At 60.9% G+C, this 17,580-nt stretch carries 16 protein-coding genes and 3 pseudogenes; 13 read left to right on the top strand and 6 right to left on the bottom strand.

Annotated elements, in window-relative coordinates:
* Positions 1-76: 76 nt before the first annotated feature.
* Positions 77-1,366: pseudogene (locus ACIQV9_RS21590) on the bottom strand (HAMP domain-containing protein); the annotation flags it as partial.
* A gap of 406 nt (positions 1,367-1,772) precedes the next feature.
* Here ACIQV9_RS21590 and ACIQV9_RS21595 point away from each other — a divergent pair.
* The 3 genes and pseudogenes from ACIQV9_RS21595 to ACIQV9_RS21605 form a co-directional block, all read left to right on the top strand.
* Positions 1,773-3,089, top strand: a complete 1,317-nt coding sequence (locus ACIQV9_RS21595) for a Na+/H+ antiporter family protein (RefSeq protein WP_403105690.1) — start codon at positions 1,773-1,775, stop codon at positions 3,087-3,089.
* A 177-nt stretch (positions 3,090-3,266) separates the two neighbouring features.
* Positions 3,267-4,037 (top strand): annotated as a pseudogene (locus tag ACIQV9_RS21600) (cache domain-containing protein); the annotation flags it as partial.
* 318 nt (positions 4,038-4,355) lie between these two features.
* A pseudogene (locus tag ACIQV9_RS21605) lies at positions 4,356-4,943 on the top strand (methyl-accepting chemotaxis protein); the annotation flags it as partial.
* Positions 4,944-5,093: 150 nt separating this feature from the next.
* On the opposite strand, the gene ACIQV9_RS21610 reads toward ACIQV9_RS21605, so the two are convergent.
* Positions 5,094-6,029, bottom strand: a complete 936-nt coding sequence (locus ACIQV9_RS21610) for a LysR family transcriptional regulator (RefSeq protein WP_403105640.1) — start codon at positions 6,027-6,029, stop codon at positions 5,094-5,096.
* 225 nt (positions 6,030-6,254) lie between these two features.
* On the opposite strand from ACIQV9_RS21610, the gene ACIQV9_RS21615 reads away from it, so the two are divergent.
* The 3 genes from ACIQV9_RS21615 (at position 6,255) to ACIQV9_RS21625 (ending at position 7,446) form a co-directional block, all read left to right on the top strand.
* Positions 6,255-6,740, top strand: a complete 486-nt coding sequence (locus tag ACIQV9_RS21615) for a DMT family transporter (protein WP_403105643.1) — start codon at positions 6,255-6,257, stop codon at positions 6,738-6,740.
* Positions 6,740-7,195, top strand: a complete 456-nt coding sequence (locus ACIQV9_RS21620) for a DMT family transporter (protein WP_403105646.1) — start codon at positions 6,740-6,742, stop codon at positions 7,193-7,195. Before ACIQV9_RS21615 ends, ACIQV9_RS21620 begins: the two co-directional genes overlap by 1 nt.
* An 83-nt stretch (positions 7,196-7,278) precedes the next feature.
* Complete coding sequence (locus ACIQV9_RS21625) at positions 7,279-7,446, top strand: metallothionein (RefSeq protein WP_150766720.1); 168 nt, start codon at positions 7,279-7,281, stop codon at positions 7,444-7,446.
* Between the two features lie 67 nt (positions 7,447-7,513).
* Here the strand turns inward: ACIQV9_RS21625 and ACIQV9_RS21630 are convergent, their stop codons facing one another.
* Positions 7,514-7,741 carry a DUF6555 family protein gene (locus tag ACIQV9_RS21630; protein WP_010458578.1) on the bottom strand — a complete coding sequence of 76 codons (228 nt, stop codon included), beginning with the start codon at positions 7,739-7,741 and terminating at the stop codon, positions 7,514-7,516.
* A gap of 145 nt (positions 7,742-7,886) precedes the next feature.
* Between ACIQV9_RS21630 and ACIQV9_RS21635 the strand changes: the two genes are divergently transcribed.
* The 3 genes from ACIQV9_RS21635 (at position 7,887) to ACIQV9_RS21645 (ending at position 10,083) form a co-directional block, all read left to right on the top strand.
* Positions 7,887-8,672, top strand: a complete 786-nt coding sequence (locus ACIQV9_RS21635) for an AraC family transcriptional regulator (protein WP_403105650.1) — start codon at positions 7,887-7,889, stop codon at positions 8,670-8,672.
* 250 nt (positions 8,673-8,922) lie between these two features.
* Complete coding sequence (locus ACIQV9_RS21640) at positions 8,923-9,096, top strand: DUF1427 family protein (protein WP_010458583.1); 174 nt, start codon at positions 8,923-8,925, stop codon at positions 9,094-9,096.
* Positions 9,097-9,126: 30 nt separating this feature from the next.
* A complete protein-coding gene (locus ACIQV9_RS21645; protein WP_403105654.1) occupies positions 9,127-10,083 on the top strand; it encodes a zinc-binding alcohol dehydrogenase family protein in 957 nt (318 codons plus the stop codon).
* Positions 10,084-10,150: 67 nt separating this feature from the next.
* Here the strand turns inward: ACIQV9_RS21645 and ACIQV9_RS21650 are convergent, their stop codons facing one another.
* On the bottom strand, positions 10,151-11,173 hold the full coding sequence (locus tag ACIQV9_RS21650) for a purine-nucleoside phosphorylase (RefSeq protein ID WP_403105657.1): 1,023 nt from the start codon (positions 11,171-11,173) through the stop codon (positions 10,151-10,153).
* 24 nt (positions 11,174-11,197) lie between these two features.
* The gene (locus ACIQV9_RS21655; RefSeq protein ID WP_403105660.1) at positions 11,198-12,154 is read right to left on the bottom strand and encodes a nucleoside-specific channel-forming protein Tsx; all 957 of its coding nucleotides are present in this window, start codon (positions 12,152-12,154) and stop codon (positions 11,198-11,200) included.
* A gap of 428 nt (positions 12,155-12,582) precedes the next feature.
* Between ACIQV9_RS21655 and selD the strand changes: the two genes are divergently transcribed.
* Both selD and mnmH read left to right on the top strand, forming a co-directional pair.
* Positions 12,583-13,617, top strand: a complete 1,035-nt coding sequence (gene selD, locus ACIQV9_RS21660) for a selenide, water dikinase SelD (RefSeq protein ID WP_403105663.1) — start codon at positions 12,583-12,585, stop codon at positions 13,615-13,617.
* Complete coding sequence (mnmH, locus tag ACIQV9_RS21665; protein ID WP_403105666.1) at positions 13,617-14,720, top strand: tRNA 2-selenouridine(34) synthase MnmH; 1,104 nt, start codon at positions 13,617-13,619, stop codon at positions 14,718-14,720. Before selD ends, mnmH begins: the two co-directional genes overlap by 1 nt.
* A 142-nt stretch (positions 14,721-14,862) precedes the next feature.
* On the opposite strand, the gene ACIQV9_RS21670 is transcribed toward mnmH, so the two are convergent.
* The gene (locus ACIQV9_RS21670) at positions 14,863-15,537 is read right to left on the bottom strand and encodes a histidine phosphatase family protein (protein ID WP_403105669.1); all 675 of its coding nucleotides are present in this window, start codon (positions 15,535-15,537) and stop codon (positions 14,863-14,865) included.
* A gap of 356 nt (positions 15,538-15,893) precedes the next feature.
* On the opposite strand from ACIQV9_RS21670, the gene ACIQV9_RS21675 reads away from it, so the two are divergent.
* Positions 15,894-16,592: a glutathione binding-like protein gene (locus ACIQV9_RS21675; protein ID WP_403105672.1), complete on the top strand. Its 699-nt coding sequence runs from the start codon at positions 15,894-15,896 to the stop codon at positions 16,590-16,592.
* A 33-nt stretch (positions 16,593-16,625) separates the two neighbouring features.
* The gene (locus tag ACIQV9_RS21680) at positions 16,626-17,468 is read left to right on the top strand and encodes a PhzF family phenazine biosynthesis protein (RefSeq protein WP_403105674.1); all 843 of its coding nucleotides are present in this window, start codon (positions 16,626-16,628) and stop codon (positions 17,466-17,468) included.
* The last annotated feature ends 112 nt before the right edge of the window (positions 17,469-17,580 follow it).

Here is a 17,580-nt window from a genome sequence, read left to right on the forward strand (position 1 = left end):
CGGAGGATTGGTCCGCAGTGCTGCGGGCGTCCTGCACCGAGCGTTTCACTTCGGCGATGATCGGTTGCAGCTTGTCGAGGAAGCGGTTGAACCAGCCGGCCAACTGGCCCAGTTCGTCCTGCTTGTCGTAAGCCAGACGCCGGGTCAGGTCGCCTTCACCGCTGGCGATGTCTTCGAGCATGCGCGCCACGCCGAGGATCGGCCGGGTCACGCTGCGTGCCATCAGCCACACTAGCAGCAAGCCAAGCAACGCGGCCAGCCCACCGAGGCCGAGCTCGACCAGGGTGCCGCTTCGGTTGCTGTCATCGAGTTGGTTTTTCAGGGCTTCGGCGGGGCCGACCAGGACTTTTTCCGGCACGTCGAGCAACACGCCCCAGGATTTGCCGCCGGGGATCGGCTGGAACGGCGACAGTACTTTCAGTTGCTGGTTGCTGTGCAGGCTCTCGGTTTTGCTACTGGCCGCGAGCATGCGAATCAGCTCGGCACCGTTGGTCGTATCCACGGCGTCCAGGCGCTGGCTGAGTTTGCTGGCGTCCGCGCTGTAACCGGCTAGCAAGCCGACCGGGCTGATGATGCTGACGCGGGTCTGGCCGTCGTAGAGCTTTTTGCTCGCGCCCTGACTCATGGCCTGCAGGCTGTTGAGGTTGATGTCCACCGACAGCGACGCAATGACTTTGCCGTTGACCATCAGCGGGAACACGATGCTGGTCATCAGCACGTTCTGGCCGTCGATCACATAGAAGTACGGTTCGATCACGCACGGCTTGAGCGTGGTGCGCGGGCAAGTGAACCAGGCGTTGGCCGGCTCGCCGCTGGGGCCGGCGTTGGTGTCGGCCATGTCGCTTTCCGGCAGCGCCATCGAGGTCACTTTGCCTGGCGTCGGTTGCGACCAGTACAACGCAAAACGCCCCTTGTCGTTGCTGCCCAGCTCGGCCTGGCCGGCGAACAGATCGTCCTTGCCGTCCAGCGCGTTGGCTTCGAACACCAGCGACAGGCCAAGCAATTCCGGGTTGGCTTGCAGCGCCGACTTGACCTGGCGGGTCAGGTCTTCACGCAGGTCGAAGGCGTCCAGAAAGCGCTTTTCCGCCTGGTCGCGCAGGAACAGCACCTGACGCGAAAAGCCGTGGCCGTATTGATAGGCGTCCATGAACTGCTGACGAATCCCCAGCGCCTGGTTTTCACCCTGGGATTCGATCCGGGCCTGGGCGGCTTCGGTCAGCATCTCCATGCTCGAGGCTTTCACCATCTCGGAGCTGTGCTCCATGCGATACAGCGAAAGACCCACCAGCAGGGTCACGATGCCCGCCAGGCAAAGCCCGGCCAGCAGGGTGATTTTCCATTGGATGGAAAGTTGTCTGAGCGACATGGAGAGACGTCCTTATTCGATATTTATCTGAGACTTTGCACTGTAACGGCTGCAATTCTGCTTTCTTTATGCCGCTAATCCGAAGACTCGCCCCTGATTTTGTGGCAATAGCACTTACCTGTGGCGAGGGGGCTTGCCCCCGTTGGGTTGCGAAGCGACCCCCCGCATTCCGTCAGTCGCACCACATCGTCAGGTTTTGCGACTGCTTCGCAGCCGAACGGGGGCAAGCCCCCTCACCACAGGGTTCATCACCACCCGTGGCACATCCACCAGGCCTATGCGCTTTGACACCGGGCCGACTCTGCGGCACAGTGCGCGCCCTCTAATAAAACCCATTCTTCAATCCGCTGGCGGCTCTTCGCAGACTGCCGGCTGAGCTCATTTCGCTTGCCTTGAGGTAACGATGATTAATGCTGTAATAGCCGCAGTCGGCGTCATGCTGATCCTCAGCCTGTCCCGCGTGCACGTAGTGATCGCGCTGATTGTCGGCGCCCTGGTGGGTGGCTTGACCGGTGGCCTGGGCATCGACGCCACCCTGAAAGCCTTTAATAGCGGTCTCGGCGGCGGGGCGACGGTCGCGTTGTCTTACGCCTTGCTCGGCGCGTTCGCCGTGGCGATTGCCAAGTCCGGCCTGGCCCATGCCCTGGCGGACAAAGCCCTGCTGATGGTGGATCGCCAACACGCCAGCGGTGGCCGTCAGGTCAAGTGGCTGCTGATCGGCTTGCTGTGGGTGGTGGCCATCGCCTCGCAGAACATTCTGCCGATACATATCGCCTTTATTCCGTTGCTGGTGCCGCCGCTTTTATATGTGCTGACCAAGTTGCAACTGGATCGCCGCTTGATCGCCTGCGTCATGACCTTCGGCCTGATCACGCCGTACATGTTCCTGCCGGTGGGCTTCGGCAACATCTTCCTGAATGAAATCCTGCTGGCCAACGTTGCGCGCAGCGGCGTAGACATCAGCGGCATCAACGTCACCCATGCCATGGGCATTCCGGCACTGGGCATGGTCGTCGGCCTTGCGGTAGCGTTTATCAGCTACCGCAAGAAACGCGTCTACGATCTGGAAAAGATCGAGAAGGTCGAGCAAGTCGCGGTGGAGTACAACCCGCTCAGCCTGATGATCGCCGGCATCGCGATCGCGGCGGCGTTCGTTATTCAGTTGCTTCTGGACTCGATGATCATCGGTGCGCTGACGGGTTTCCTGATCTTTTCGGTGTCGGGCATCGTGAAGTGGCGCGACACCGATGACCTGTTCACCGAAGGCATGAAGATGATGGCGATGATTGGCTTCATCATGATCGCCGCTTCCGGGTTTGGCGAAGTGATCAAAGCCACCGGGCAGGTGCAAACCCTGGTCGAAACCTCCGCCTCGTGGATCGGCCACAGCAAAGCCATTGGCGCGTTGTTGATGTTGTTGGTGGGCCTGTTGGTGACCATGGGTATCGGTTCATCGTTTTCCACCGTGCCGATTCTGGCGGTGATTTTCGTGCCGTTGTGCGTGCAGCTGGGGTTCAGCCCGATTGCGATCGTGTGCATCGTCGGCACGGCCGGCGCCCTGGGTGACGCCGGTTCGCCGGCCTCGGACTCGACGCTGGGCCCGACCTCCGGCCTGAACATCGACGGCCAGCATCACCACATCTGGGACACCGTGGTCCCGACCTTCCTGCACTACAACCTGCCGCTGCTGGCGTTCGGCTGGGTCGCCGCGATGGTCCTCTGATTTCACTTTCGTAGGAGCCAGCGGTGCGGCGATCCGACTTGCCGGCGAAGGCGTCTTCAAAATCGCCTTCGCCGGCAAGTCGGATCGCCGCGCCGCTGGCTCCTACAGTTTTTCGTTGGCGTGCCGTTAAAGCCTTTAACCACGCCAACAAAACCAAAAGAGTGAACCGTCATGCGCATGAGCCTGAAGGCTAAAGTCCTGTCCCTTGCCGTCCTCCCGGTGTTGCTCTTTGCGCTGGTCATCAGCCTGACCACGCTGTTCATTCTGCAGGAGCAGGCCCACAAGGAAGTCGAGGAAACCCGCCAGCGCCTGCTCAGCGATGCCAAGGCCACCCTTCAAAGCTACGTGGCCGTGGCCATGACCACGATCAAACCGCTCTACGACGCGGCCGCCCCTGGCGATGACGCGGCGCGGGCGCACGTGATCAAGCTGCTGTCGAGCATCACCTACGGCAAGGACGGTTACTTCTTCGGCTACGACTCCAACACCGTGCGCCTGTTCAAGGCCAACAGCCCGGACGGCGTGGGCCAGAGCTTCAAGGACAATCGCGATCCTAACGGCGTCTACGTCAACCGCGACCTGGTCAAAGTCGCCAAAGACGGCACTCACTACCTGCAATACAGCTCGCCGTTGCCCGGCAACACCCAAGTGCTGGTGCCGAAACTGGGCTACACCGAATACCTGTCGAAGTGGGACATGGCGGTCGGTACGTCGGTGAACCTCGACGGTATCGAGGCACAAGTCGCGCTGGTCGAAGCCAAGGTGCAGGAACGGATGGAAGGCGTGGTGCTGACTATCGCCGGCCTTGCGGTGGTGATGTTGCTGGTGATCGCGGCGGTCGGGATGCTGTTGGCCAACACCATTCTGCGTCCGCTGAACCTGATGAAAGCCAACCTCGATGACATCGCGGCGGGTGAGGGCGACCTGACCCGTCGCCTGACCATCACCAGCCAGGACGAACTCGGCGAACTGGCCGGCTCGTTCAACCGCTTCGTCGACAAGATCCACAGCCTGGTACGCCAGATCACCGAAATGACGTCGCAACTGACCGGTCTGGTGAACCAGGTCTCCGATCAGGCCCAGCGTTCGGATCAGGCCATGGAGCGTCAGCGCCACGAGACCGATCAGGTCGCCACGGCGATCAATGAAATGTCGGCGGCGGCTCAGGAAGTGGCGAAAAGCGCACAAAACGCGGCGGTGGCTGCCCAGCAAACCGACGAAGAAGGCCAGGCCGCCAAGCGTGTGGTGGCCGGCAGCATCGTGAAGATCCATGCGTTGGTAGACGACATTCGCAGCAGCGGCGTGTCCCTCGACAGCCTGCAAAAAGACGTGTCGTCGATTGTCAGCGTGCTGGGGGTGATTCGTTCGATTGCCGAACAGACCAACTTGCTGGCGCTGAACGCCGCCATTGAAGCCGCGCGTGCCGGTGAAGCGGGTCGTGGTTTTGCGGTGGTGGCCGACGAAGTGCGGGCGCTGGCCAGTCGCACGCAGATCAGCACCCAGGAAATCCAGGGCATGATCGACCGCTTGCAGGCCGGGACCCAATCGGCGGTGGAAGCGATGCGTCGTTCCAGTGAGGCGGGTGACGGCACGTCCGCCCAGGCCAATGAGGCCGGCGCATCGCTGGACACCATGGCCCAGCTGATCGGCACCATCAACTCGATGAACGCGCAAATCGCCAGTGCGGCTGAAGAGCAGACCGCCGTGGCCGAAGAGATCAACCGCAGCGTGCATCAGATCGCCGTGGCGGTGGACAACGTCGCCGACGAAACCCAACTCGGCGCCCAAACCTCGCGCAGCCTCGCCGACCTCGGTCAGCGCCTGGGCAAACTGGTCGGCCAGTTCCGCATCTGACAGCGTCTACCCAACTGTAGGAGCCAGGCTTGCCGGCGAAGGCGTTCTTGAGGGCGCCTTCGCCGGCAAGCCTGGCTCCTACAGGAAACAATTCGTATACGTGACACACCGCTTTCGCGAGCAAGCCCGCTCCCACAAGGTTATGTGGAGTCAGGGCCTGTCCCAGTAAGGCACCGTTCCAAAGCATTCGACGAAGAAATCAATCACCGTGCGTACCTTCACCGACAACCGTCGGCTACCCGGCCACAGCACCGCAATCTGCTGCGGTTCGAGGCTGTTGGACACCTGATACTTCCCCAGCACCGGCACCAGCGTACCGTTGCGCACCGCCTCGCCAATCAGCCACGACGGAAACATCACCAGTCCCAGGCCTTGTTCGGCGGCTTGCGTGAGCGTGTCGGCGTGGTTGCCAGTGATCGGCCCTTTGACGGAGTAGGGCGTCCAGTCCTGCGGGTCCTTGCGGAAAAACCAGCGTTGCTGACCGGCTCCGCCCTTGTAGGCCAGGCACTGATGCGCCGCCAATTCTTCAGGATGGTGCGGCGTGCCATGGCGTTTGAGGTAGGCCGGGCTGGCGGCGATTTGAAAGCGATGGGGCGCGAGGACCCGCGCCTGCATGCTCGAATCGTGCAGCGGGCCGATGCGGAACAGCAAATCGGCACCTTCCTGCAACGGGTCGACGTAGCTGTCGGTTTGCTGGATATCCAGTTGCAGTTTCGGATAGCGCTCGCACAACCGCCCAAGCCATGGCGTCAGATGCCGTTGCCCGAAGACCACCGGCGCGTTGATCCGCACCAGCCCGCTGGGTTCGCTTTGCTGTTCCTGCAAGGCCTGTTCGGCTTCCTCCAGTTGCACCAGCACCAGCCGCGCATGATGGCCGAGCATGCGTCCCGCTTCGGTGGGTGTGACGGCGCGCGTGTGGCGGTAGAGCAATTGCTGGTTCAAGGCCTGTTCCATCAACTGGATCTGCCGGGAAATCGAAGAGGGCGCCAGGCCTTCGCGGCGGGCGACTTCGGAGAAGCTGCCATGGTCGAGCACCGCGACAAACAGCCGAAGTGCCTTGAATCCCAGATCGTTGAGGCCATGCATAGTCGAACCTGCTGTGCGAGTTGCGCAAAAGTGTTGTCTGGATGCTCCCATTTATCGCAAAGGATCGCCAGCCGATAATGCCCGCCACAACGACTCCCTTGTAGGAGCGAAGCTTGCTCGCGAAGGCGGCGTGTCAGATGCGGAAAATGTCGACTGATACGACGCCTTCGCGAGCAAGCTTCGCTCCTACAGGGGCCGTATTCATCTGACTGGCAGGTTCTTCTTATGCAATCTTCTTCAATCGACATCGCTACAGCGCCAGCGGCCAAACCAGGGCTGCGGCTGTTGCTGCTGCCTCTGGTGATCCTCGCCGGCATGGGCCTTTCCGTGGAGGCCGGTTTGCTCGGGCCGCTCGGGGTGCAGGTCGGGCATTTGTGGGCGACGTTGAGCATCTTCGGCGTCGGCTCGGCGATTCTGTTTTTGCTGCTGTTGTTCAGCGGCAAGCAGCAAGGTCCGGCATTGAGCACCTTGCCGCGCTGGCAACTGATCGGCGGTTTCCTCGGGCCGATCTACGTGGTGGTGCTGACCCTGGCCACGCCGCACATCGGGATCGCGATGACGATGATCGCGATCCTCTCCGGGCAGGTCGGTAAAAGCGTGTTGATCGACCACTTCGGCTGGTTCGGTGCCACCCGCAAAAAGGTCAACGGTGAACGCTGGCTGGCGTTGCTGCTGATTGTCGCGGCACTTGTTCTGATCGCTCGGGGTTGATGATGAATCTGATTATTTTGTTGGCCGTGGTGGTGGCTGCCGGTGCGGTGTTGAGTATCCAGGCGGCGATCAACGGGCGTCTCGGCGAAACCGTCGGCGTGTTGCGCAGCAGTCTGCTGACCTTCGCAGTAGGCGCGGTGGTGACCGGGTTGCTGATCCTGTTTTTCGAACCGGCCCATGCCGTGAGCCTGCTGGACGTGCCGAAATGGCAACTCAGCGGCGCCTTGTTCGGCGTGGTCTACATGATGGTCATGGTCGGCGCGGTGCCGCGGGTCGGCACGGCGGTGGCGACCGTGGCGGTGATCGTCTGGCAGTTGGGCATGGGGATGTTGATCGACAACTTCGGCTGGCTGGGTAACCCGGCGATCGAGTTGTCCAGCAGCCGGATGCTGGCGATGGTGTGCCTGGCGCTGGCGTTGCTGTTCATGTATCGCAGCAGCACCCGAAGCGAGTAACGCCGATCCATTGAGTAGCTCCTACACTGGTAGTGAGGTGCGCATTTGCCGCACGCGACGACCACACCCATGGAGTCAGACTCATGATCGACAGTGAAAGTATCTGCGACTGCCCCAAATGCTCCTGCAAACTGGGCGAACACCCGATAGCGCGTCACGGCAAACACTATTGCTGTGAAGCCTGCGCCAAGCACCACGAACATGGCGAGGAGTGTGCGAGCAAGGGCTGCAAGTGCGCACACGCCAAATAGGTCATCAATTGGAAGTGGAGCCACTCGGGCTCCACTTTTTATGTCTGGTAGTTCCTCCCTTTGATCCTTAGCCAGCCGGTCGCCACGTCACATTTTCGATGCCGAATTTTTCCGCCAGCGGCTTGCTGGTTTTTTGCACCTTCTCTCGGCCGAAGCGGGGGATTCGTCCGACCCCGGCATCACAGCTGGCCCAGTGCCAAGCCTCCGCGTTGTCCATTTTGTCCAGGCGGATAATGAAAGACTTTGGCGCGCCATGAAGGGTGTATTCAATGACGAAAAGTTTTGCGTTGTTCATAAAGCCCGTATTCCTCCCTGTGGTAATACAAGGATCGTTTGGGTAAAGGAAAATTCATTCGGATTGTCAGACGGCTGCCGCCGGTGGCGACAAGGTGAGTGGCCCGTTACCATGCAAGACCTGAAAACCCCAATGATCATTGCCCATGGCCCTTGCCGCCCCGCCAGACCTTAGTGACACCGATGTGCCAGTGCAACCGCTGGCACGCACTTACCCGCGCGGCTTGTACATCGAACCCCATGAGCATGACTGGGGCCAATTGCTGTACGCGATGAGCGGGGTCATGTGGGTGGAAACGCCCCATGAGGCACTGGTGGTGCCGCCGCAACGGGCGGTGTGGCTGCCACCGGGCGTGCCGCACGGCATTCGTGTGGTCTCGGACCTGCAGATGCGCAACATCTACCTGCGGCCCTCACTGGCGGCCACGCTGGATGACAGTGTTCAGGTGATTGAAGTCGGCGGGCTGCTGCGAGAGCTGATCGTCGGGCTGGTGGAGCAGGGCGATGATGGCGCGCCCGAGTATTACGAAGCGCTGGTCGGCCTGGCGCTGTTGGAGCTTAGGCGAGCCAGGCGTTCGCTGTTGAAAATCCCGTTGCCGGATGATTCCGACCGGCGCCTGATGAACCTGTGTCAGGCGGTCATGGCCGCGCCCTCGCTGGATATTCCCTTCGAGCAGCACGCGGAAAATGCCGGTGCCAGCGTGCGCACCCTGGCGCGGCTGTTCAAGGACGGCCTGGGTATGGGCTTCGCTGAGTGGCGGCGCCAGGTGCAACTGGCGACGGCGGCGGCGGAGCTGATTCAAGGCGTGCCGGTCAGCACAATTGCCCGGGAGCTGGGCTATTCGCCGAGCAGCTTCAGCGACATGTTCCGCCGGGCGCTGGGTGTCGCGCCTTCGCAGTTCTGCGCGAGCCAACACCCCGTCCAGCCATGACGCACACCTATAGCCGAGCGAAAACCTTGTAGGAGTGAGCCTGCTCGCGATAGCGGTGTATCAGGCAGCACAAATGTCGACTGACACTCCGCTATCGCGAGCAGGCTCACTCCCACAGGGCTCCGCCGCTACACAGTTTGCATTGCATCGCGCATCGGCGCTTTGGCCGATATTCAGAAGCACTTGGCCGATGCACGCCGTCACCGCTCTCTAGACTTCAGGCATACCTTGTTTGCCCACGGAGTCTGCCATGAGCTACCTCATCTCGCTGGTCATCGGTCTGGGCGTCGGCCTGCTCTATGGCGCACTGGATTTTCGTTCTCCCGCTCCACCGGCCATTGCCCTGGTGGGCCTGCTGGGCATGCTCGCCGGCGAAAAGTTGTGGCCTATGGGGCGGCAACTGGTGGCTGGCTGGGTCTCCTGAAACCCCTTCCTTTATGCGATGGAAACTCCCATGAAAGCACTGCAATTCGACCAGACCGGTGACCTCTCGGCCCTGCGTTATGTCGATGTCCCGACCCCCGTTCCCGGCGCCGATGAAGTGCTGGTGCAGATCAAGGCGGCCGGCCTCAACCCCAGCGATGTGAAGAACGTGCTGGGGCGGTTTCCCTACACAACCCTGCCGAGGATTCCCGGTCGGGATTTCGCTGGTGTGGTGGTTGAAGGGCCGCAGGCACTGATCGGTCAGGAGGTCTGGGGCACCGGTCGTGAACTGGGTTTTTTCGCCGACGGCTCCCATGCGCAATTCGTCAAACTGCCGGCCAATGGCGTGGCGCTCAAACCCACCCATCTGAGCTTCGCCCAGGCCGCCAGCCTCGGTGTGCCATATACCACGGCGTGGGATGCGCTGGAACGCAGTCTGGTGACGGCCGGAACGCGGCTGTTGGTGATCGGTGGCGGGGCGGTCGGCAGTGCCGCGCTGGCGTTGGCCAAGGTGCGTGGCGCTCAAGTACTGGCGGCGGCGCGACGGCCCGAGCAGGTCAAGGATCTGCAGGCGCAGGGGTTTCAGACGCTGCAACTGGATAAACCGGAGGATCTGGGGGCGCAGGTAAATGCGGTGTATGCCGGCGGCGCGGACGTGATTTTCGACACCACCGGCTTCTGGCTACCGGCCTCGGTCCCGGCGCTGGCGGCCTTCGGCCGCATCGCGATCATCGCTGCACCGGTGGACGGCATGGTGCAATTGCCGGCGCTGGCGTTGTATCGCAAGGGTGGTTCGGTGGTGGGGATCAATTCGTTGCTGTACGGCGTGCAGGCGTGTGCGGCGATGCTGGATCAGTTCGGCAAGTTCTTTGATCAGGGGGTGTTGCCGTTGCCGGAAGGATTGTTTGAATCGCCGCTGGAGGAGGGGTTGGAGCGGTATGCGGAGGTGAATCAAGGGGCTGGCGACAAGGTGATTTTGTTGCCATAAACCTCCTGTGGGAGCGGGCAAGTCGAATCGTCGCACCGCCGCTCCCACAGGGTTTTGTATTGTCAGATCAAACCTCGGGAACCCCGTTCTCCCACACCGACCAATTGTTCAAGATCTCCTGCACCAACGGATTTCCCGTCCGGTACAGATTTTCCAGCGCCGGCACAAACCCGCCCTGATCCGCGTACTTGAGCAGGTTGTCCACTTCACTTTGCCCCGGCGCCGGTCGGTCAAAATCGGAGCCCGCGCGCACCACCGCCAGGCGTTGCACATCCACCAATCCCTCGCGACTCGCCCGCAGCAACGCTTCGTAGGTGGAGTTGTCTTCCTGTTGCGTCGTGCAGTACTCGCCTTTGTCGTCGGTCAACAGCTTGGTCCAGACCTCGGCACGCTCACTCAAGCGCGTCCCGGAAAACCACGTGTTGCCCGCCAACGTGTCGCACTGCGTCACCACCGGTGGCTGATTGGCCGGGGCCGAGGGGTACTTCAGGCGCCATGCCGCCGATTCCTTGCTCTCGCTCAGTTCCACTTTGTGCGTCAGGGCAAAAGCCTTGGCCTGCAACTTCGGATTGAGCTCGAACACTTCGGTCTTGTAGTCCAGTGGCGGTTTTTGGTTCGGGCCTTGGGTGTTGATGCCGATGTACCCGGTCGGCCAGTCTTTCGGCGCGTCTCGCGAATCCAGTTCCCACTGGGTGCCGAACTCCACCAGATAATGTGCCCACGCGGTGGTGCCGATGGTCCCGTGTTTCGGGCTGATGCCGGCAATCCCGGCGATCAGGAAGTAGCTTTTACGCAGGTCGAATTTCGGCGACAGGGCCAGGGCCAATGTCGATGCCGCGGCGTTGGTCTGGCCCATGCCGGTGACCATCAGGCACACCTGCGCCGCGTTGCAGCGAATGGTCGGGTACTCGGCGGACAGCCCCGGCACTCGAACTTCCTGCTTGAGTTCCAGACGATCGATCCAGTTTTGCGCCTCGGGGGCAAACATGGTGATCAGCAGCACTTTCGGCTGGATCGGTGCTTCGCTCGCCCAGGCAGAGGAAGAGAGCAGGGCGGCACAGGTCAGGGAAATACGCGTCATTGCATTCATAAAACCTCCAGGTTCAATCAAGCCTCAGAACTGATAACCGATGCCGGCGTAGTAACCCCAGCCATTGGAGCGAGCGCGGAAGTCGCCGTCGCCGAAATTCAACTCGCTGCCATCCTCCCAGTTGCCGCCGTTGTGGAAATAACGGCCGACCAGGGTGAAACGCAGGTGCGTGAACGAGTACAGCAACACGTTGGTGGCGACGGTGGCGTTGGCGGTGCGGGCCGGGTTGTCCTTGTGCAGGTCCGAGCCGAAATCGAAGTTGGTAAAGCCGATGTAGGTCAGCGACGCGCCGTTGCTGAAACTGCTGATAGGCACGATGTATTTGAGCTGGGCGCGGTAGCCGTCCCACGAATACTCGTTGCTGGCGCCATAGTTTTCCCACTGATAACGCCCGTAGAAGTTCGCCGACAAGTTGACTCGCGAGTGAGTGTCGATGTCGGTGCCCAAGCCGCTGTACAGCGTATTGGCGCGGTTGGCGCTGTTGCTGCCGTGATCGTAGATCCAGTCGAACGCCACGTACCATTCTTTGAACGGTCCGATGGCCAGGCTGCGGCCGGTGAGGTAGTCGATGGAGATCCGCGGCTCATGCTCCATGAACACCGGCGAGCCGTGGTCCCACACGCCTTTGTCGTGACTGTTGCCGATGTCGAAGATCTTCGGGATGTCGATGTAGCCGTACAACTCGAACGGCCCTTTGCGCCCGAAGTATTCGTACTCCAGGTAAATATCGTCGGCCGGTTGCGGGCCGAAACTGATGTCTTTGCTGCCGATGACGGTCAGGTCCTGATTGAACCAGTCCGACAGGTAAACGCCTTTTTTCGGCGGGCTGGCTTCGGGACTCAAGGTTTCGCCCTGGGCGGATTCTTCGGCGGGCGCGGGTTGCGCCAAAACGGTGCTGCTGAGTAGTCCTGTAACGCTGGCCAGCAGCAAGGAAACAGCAAGAGTGCGCGAGCAAGTCACGCGGCTGGACGTGCGGTGCATTAAAAGTCCCTTTTCGTGCGGATCAAAAGCCCGTTTCTTCGGGCTTGCGCGGTTATGTCGCGAAAACGTCTGCATCAGCGACTCGCAAACGTTTGCACAAGAGATGCCAATTATTTCAAATCCATGAAAAATCAACGAAATCAGGGGGTTTATTGTCGGTTTGGTCAGCTACGTGGCCTGACGTTTCTGTATCTGCCTTGTGGCGAGGGGATTTATCCCCGTTCGGCTGCGAAGCAGTCGTAAAACCTGAACGCACGGTCTATCTGATACACCGCGTTGCTTGATTTCGCGACTGCTTCGCAGCCGAACGGGGATAAATCCCCTCGCCACAAGGCGCTGCTCGGCAGCTGCTACAAGGCGTGTGGTGTTGCGCCTCAGATTGAACGCCAATGCTAGACTCGCCCCCATTGTCTACACGAGGTATTCCCATGAGCGAGCCGATTCGTCTGACCCAATACAGCCACGGGGCAGGGTGTGGCTGCAAAATTTCGCCGCAAGTGCTGGAGGTGATTCTGGCCGGCAGTGGCGCGCAGAACCTCGACCCCAGGCTCTGGGTCGGCAACGCCTCGCGCGATGACGCGGCGGTGTACGCGATCGACGAAGAGCGCGGCGTGGTCTCGACCACCGACTTCTTTATGCCGATCGTCGACGACCCGTTCGATTTCGGCCGCATCGCTGCCACCAATGCCATCAGCGATATCTACGCCATGGGCGGAGATCCGTTGATGGCGATTGCGATCCTCGGCTGGCCAGTGAATGTGCTGGCGCCGGAGATTGCCCGGGAAGTGATTCGCGGCGGCCGCTCGGTGTGTGACGAGGCGGGCATTCCGTTGGCCGGTGGGCATTCCATCGACGCCCCGGAGCCGATCTTCGGCCTGGCCGTGACCGGGCTGGTTGAGAAGCGCCATATGAAGCGCAACGACACCGCCACCGCCGGTTGCCTGCTTTACCTGACCAAACCGCTGGGCATCGGCATCCTCACCACCGCCGAGAAGAAGGGCAAGTTGCGCACGGCCGACATCGGCCTGGCCCGCGACTGGATGTGTACCCTGAACAAACCCGGCAGCCGTTTCGGCAGGCTCGACGGCGTGACGGCGATGACCGACGTCACCGGCTTCGGCCTGCTGGGGCACCTGGTGGAAATGGCCGACGGTAGCAACGTGACCGCGCGCATCGAATACAACCGTGTGCCGCGTCTGCCGGGCGTCGAGTATTACCTCGATCAAGGCTGCGTGCCGGGCGGCACCCTGCGCAATTTCGACAGCTACGCCAGCAAGGTCGGGCGCGTGCAGGAACTGCATAAACGGGTGCTGTGCGATCCGCAGACCAGCGGTGGCCTGCTGGTTGCGGTCACGCCTGAAGGCAACGAGCAATTCCTCAAAGTGGCCGCTGAACTGGGCCTGACCCTTGAGCCGATCGGTGAACTGGTCGAGCGACAGACCCACGCGGTCGAGGTGTTTTGATGTCAATCTACTTCACCGATTACCGCGACCTATTTCTCAACGACCGGCCGATGATGGATGCCCGCGCGCCGGTCGAATTCCACAAGGGTGCTTTCCCCGGTGTGGTCAATCTGCCGCTGATGAATGACCACGAGCGGCAACGGGTCGGCACCTGCTACAAGCAACACGGTCAGCAAGCGGCGATTACGCTGGGGCATCAACTGGTGTCCGGCGAGATCAAGGCCGAACGCATCCAGGCCTGGGCCGATTTTGCCCGGGCGCATCCCGAGGGTTATTTATATTGTTTTCGCGGCGGCTTGCGTTCGCAGATCGTCCAGCAGTGGCTCAAGGACGAGGCCGGCATCGACTATCCGCGCGTCGGTGGCGGCTACAAGGCCATGCGCAGCTTCTTGCTGGACACGGTCGATCAGGCCGTTACCCAGTGCGATTTCGTGTTGCTGGGCGGCATGACCGGCACCGGCAAGACCGAGGTGCTCACGCAACTGCGCAACGGCCTGGACCTCGAAGGCCACGCCAATCATCGCGGTTCCAGCTTCGGCAAACGCGCCACCGTCCAACCGTCCAATATCGACTTTGAAAACCGTCTGGCGGTGGACGTGCTGAAGAAGCGCGCCCACGGCATCGATCAGTTTGTGCTGGAAGACGAAAGCCGCGCGATCGGCAGTTGCGCGTTACCCTTGCCGCTGTTTCAGGGCATGCAGCAGTTTCCGATGGTCTGGCTGGAAGACAGCCTGGAAGGACGGGTCGAACGGATCTTGCGCGATTACGTCGTGGACCTGTGTGCCGAATTCATCGGCGTGCACGGCGATGAAGGGTTTGCGCTGTTTTCCGAGCGCCTGCTGGAGAGCTTGAACAACGTTCACAAACGTCTGGGCGGTGAACGGCATCGGCGGATGTTGATCTTGATGGAAGACGCGCTGGCGGAGCAAGCGAACAGCGGGGCGGTGGAGTTGCACCGGGGCTGGATCGAAGGGTTGCTGCGTGAGTATTACGATCCGATGTATGCCTTCCAGCGGGAGAAGAAGGGCGCGCGGATTGAGTTTGCGGGGGAGAAGGGCGCTGTTCTTGAGTACCTGCGCGAGCGTGCTACCCAGCGAGGGTAATGTTGTTTTTGCCGGCCTCATCGCGGGCAAGCCCGCTTCCACAGGGTTTGTGTTCACCACAGATCCCTGTGGGAGCGGGCTTGCCCGCGATGAGGCCCAAACAGGCGCTATAAACTTTAATGCCTGGAAGGGTCTCGACAGCTTATGTCGGACACGTCTCCCGCCCATTATCCAGCCCTTGCTTGTAGCTACGGCTCTGCAGACTGGCCTTGCCGTTATGCCAGGTCAGCGTGAGCACAAACAGTGAGTCGTAGTCGCTGGACTCCCAGTCTTCGGTGATCTTCTGTTTCTTGCCAACCGCATCGCCCGCGACCTTGTTGATCAGCTCCGGCAGGTAACCGTGGGACCAGGCCGTGTAGATGACCGAGTTGTGGTATTTGTCGTGGAGCAATTCGTCTGCCAGGTCGCTGGTGTCGTTGGCCGAGAAGTTGATGTTCACCGGCAAGCCGAGCTTGATCGCGCTGGGGCTGATGGTCATCAGCGGGCGGATGTAGCTGTAGGAATTGTCCAGCTCGCCTTCCTCGACATTACGTGTCGGGTTGGCGGCAAATACGTAATTGGCCTTGCCGAATTTTTCCGGCAACAAGGTGGCCAGGTCGATGGCGCGGTTCAGGCCCTGGCAGTTGAGCTGACCCAGGCCGCCTGCGGGTTTTTCCGCGTGACGCAGGAACACCAGGGTCTGGGTGCCGTCTGCCGGTTGGGCGCGGCTTTCACTGGACTCCAGCGACAAAAACAACGCGCTTACCGCCAGCAGGGAGGGCAGGACGACATACGCGCGTTGCTTGAAGCGTTTGGCAAATTTAAAAAGGTTCATCATCTAATAGGTGATCTTCAGCGTATTCGGTTAAGGCTGACAAACCTTTACACCACGAGCTCCCAGCATCGGGTGTTTTCCATGTCGTTGGGCCGGTCCGTTTCCGAAAGGGCAGTTCTCAGAGTCCTCTGACGCCCATTTGGTTCGATTCCGGCGGGTGCGCAGCAACGTACCGGTAACCTTGCATGGGTTGGAGCAGAGGTTATCGACAGGATGTTGCGGATTTATGGACACGGTACACGTAGAGGTGCCGCACAAAGACTGCAATGTTTTGATCTTGTTCATCAGCAAGATTGATACGCAAAAGACCCGGCTCCTCCATTATGATCAGCGCTTGTTTTTCCCTGTGGATGCTTCCCATGACCGATCTGTCCGCGTTCCCGATTATCCAAAAATGGCCGGCCCACTACCCGGACTGGATCCAGCTGTACTCCTTGCCGACCCCCAATGGCGTCAAGGTGTCGATCATGCTCGAAGAGATCGGTCTGCCTTACGAGCCCCATCGCGTGGGCTTCGACACCAACGATCAGATGTCCCCCGCGTTTCTGTCGCTGAACCCCAACAACAAGATCCCTGCGATCCTCGACCCCCACGGCCCTGATGACAAACCCCTGCCGTTGTTCGAATCCGGGGCGATCCTGATTTACCTCGCCGACAAGAGTGGCCAGTTGCTGGCGCAGGAATCGGCGGCGCGTTACGAGACGATCCAGTGGTTGATGTTCCAGATGGGCGGCATCGGGCCGATGTTTGGCCAACTCGGTTTTTTCAACAAATTCGCCGGCAAGGACTACGAGGACAAACGTCCGCGTGACCGTTACGTCGACGAAAGCAAACGCCTGCTGAAGGTGCTGGATGGCCGTCTGCAAGGACGCGACTGGGTCATGGGCGAACGCTACACCATCGCCGACATCGCGACCTTTCCGTGGGTGCGCAACCTCATCGGCTTTTATGAGGCTGGCGATCTGGTGGGCATCAAGGATTTCCCCAATGTCACACGCGTGCTGGAACGCTTCCTGGCGCGGCCGGCGGTGATACGCGGGCTGGAAATTCCCAAGTAAATCTCTTCGACTCTCTCAAGACCAAGGCAGGCAATGAGCTCATTCGATTTCAAACAAGTGGATGTCTTCAGCCGGGTTGCGCTCAAGGGCAATCCGTTGGCGGTCGTGTTCGGCGCAGACAGGCTCAGCGATGAACGCATGGCGGCGTTCGCGACCTGGACCAACCTCAGCGAAACCACGTTCATCCTCGAACCGCGCGACCCTCGCGCCGACTATCGGGTACGGATCTTCACCACCCTCAACGAGTTGCCGTTCGCCGGTCACCCGACCTTGGGCACTTGCCATGCGTGGCTTGAGGCCGGTGGCGTGCCCATGGGCGAGGAGATCATTCAGGAGTGCGGTGTCGGTCTGGTGCGGGTCCGCAGGCAAGGCGCGGAGCTGGCTTTTCTTGCACCGCCACTGATCAGGACCGGGCCGGTGGACGCCGACGTAGTCGAACGCGTGCGCCGTGGGCTGCGACTGGAGCCGGGGGCGATTGTCCGGGCTCAGTGGGTCGATAATGGCGCTGGCTGGCTGGCGGTGATGGTCGAGGACCGCCGGCAGGTGCTGGATTTGCAACCGGATCATTCACAGATGCTGGGCCTGGCCGTCGGCGTGATCGCGCCATGGCACCCCGAGCGCGACGGCGATGATGCGCAGTTTGAAGTGCGTGCGTTCATCTCCGGCGACGGCATGCCGGAAGATCCGGCCACCGGAAGCCTGAACGCCGGGATTGCGCAGTGGTTGCTTGCTGAAGGTCTGGCGCCGCCGTGCTACGTGGTCAGCCAGGGCCTGACAATGGGCCGCGCCGGACGCATTCAGGTGGAGCAGGTGGGGGATGAGATCTGGATTGGCGGTTCGGTGGTGACCTGCATCAGCGGCACATTGACGCTTTAACCCTGTGGGAGCGGGCTTGAACTGGTCCAGTAATTTTGGACATTTTTTTCGGTTCTCACGCCGCCAGCTTTTCCGCTGCTACAGGTGAGTGGTAACCGTTGTAACTGTGGCG

Source organism: Pseudomonas sp. NPDC099000, assembly GCF_044759925.1.
GTDB lineage: Bacteria > Pseudomonadota > Gammaproteobacteria > Pseudomonadales > Pseudomonadaceae > Aquipseudomonas.

What these genes read in the sequence shown, in the direction of transcription:
- ACIQV9_RS21610 (WP_403105640.1), bottom strand. Translation starts at nt 6,029, where the DNA reads ATGCATGGCCTCAACGATCTGGGATTCAAGGCACTTCGGCTGTTTGTC.
- ACIQV9_RS21615 (WP_403105643.1), top strand. Translation starts at nt 6,255, where the DNA reads ATGCAATCTTCTTCAATCGACATCGCTACAGCGCCAGCGGCCAAACCA.
- ACIQV9_RS21620 (WP_403105646.1), top strand. Translation starts at nt 6,740, where the DNA reads ATGATGAATCTGATTATTTTGTTGGCCGTGGTGGTGGCTGCCGGTGCG.
- ACIQV9_RS21625 (WP_150766720.1), top strand. Translation starts at nt 7,279, where the DNA reads ATGATCGACAGTGAAAGTATCTGCGACTGCCCCAAATGCTCCTGCAAA.
- ACIQV9_RS21630 (WP_010458578.1), bottom strand. Translation starts at nt 7,741, where the DNA reads ATGAACAACGCAAAACTTTTCGTCATTGAATACACCCTTCATGGCGCG.
- ACIQV9_RS21635 (WP_403105650.1), top strand. Translation starts at nt 7,887, where the DNA reads ATGGCCCTTGCCGCCCCGCCAGACCTTAGTGACACCGATGTGCCAGTG.
- ACIQV9_RS21640 (WP_010458583.1), top strand. Translation starts at nt 8,923, where the DNA reads ATGAGCTACCTCATCTCGCTGGTCATCGGTCTGGGCGTCGGCCTGCTC.
- ACIQV9_RS21645 (WP_403105654.1), top strand. Translation starts at nt 9,127, where the DNA reads ATGAAAGCACTGCAATTCGACCAGACCGGTGACCTCTCGGCCCTGCGT.
- ACIQV9_RS21650 (WP_403105657.1), bottom strand. Translation starts at nt 11,173, where the DNA reads ATGAATGCAATGACGCGTATTTCCCTGACCTGTGCCGCCCTGCTCTCT.
- ACIQV9_RS21655 (WP_403105660.1), bottom strand. Translation starts at nt 12,154, where the DNA reads ATGCACCGCACGTCCAGCCGCGTGACTTGCTCGCGCACTCTTGCTGTT.
- selD (WP_403105663.1), top strand. Translation starts at nt 12,583, where the DNA reads ATGAGCGAGCCGATTCGTCTGACCCAATACAGCCACGGGGCAGGGTGT.
- mnmH (WP_403105666.1), top strand. Translation starts at nt 13,617, where the DNA reads ATGTCAATCTACTTCACCGATTACCGCGACCTATTTCTCAACGACCGG.
- ACIQV9_RS21670 (WP_403105669.1), bottom strand. Translation starts at nt 15,537, where the DNA reads ATGATGAACCTTTTTAAATTTGCCAAACGCTTCAAGCAACGCGCGTAT.
- ACIQV9_RS21675 (WP_403105672.1), top strand. Translation starts at nt 15,894, where the DNA reads ATGACCGATCTGTCCGCGTTCCCGATTATCCAAAAATGGCCGGCCCAC.
- ACIQV9_RS21680 (WP_403105674.1), top strand. Translation starts at nt 16,626, where the DNA reads ATGAGCTCATTCGATTTCAAACAAGTGGATGTCTTCAGCCGGGTTGCG.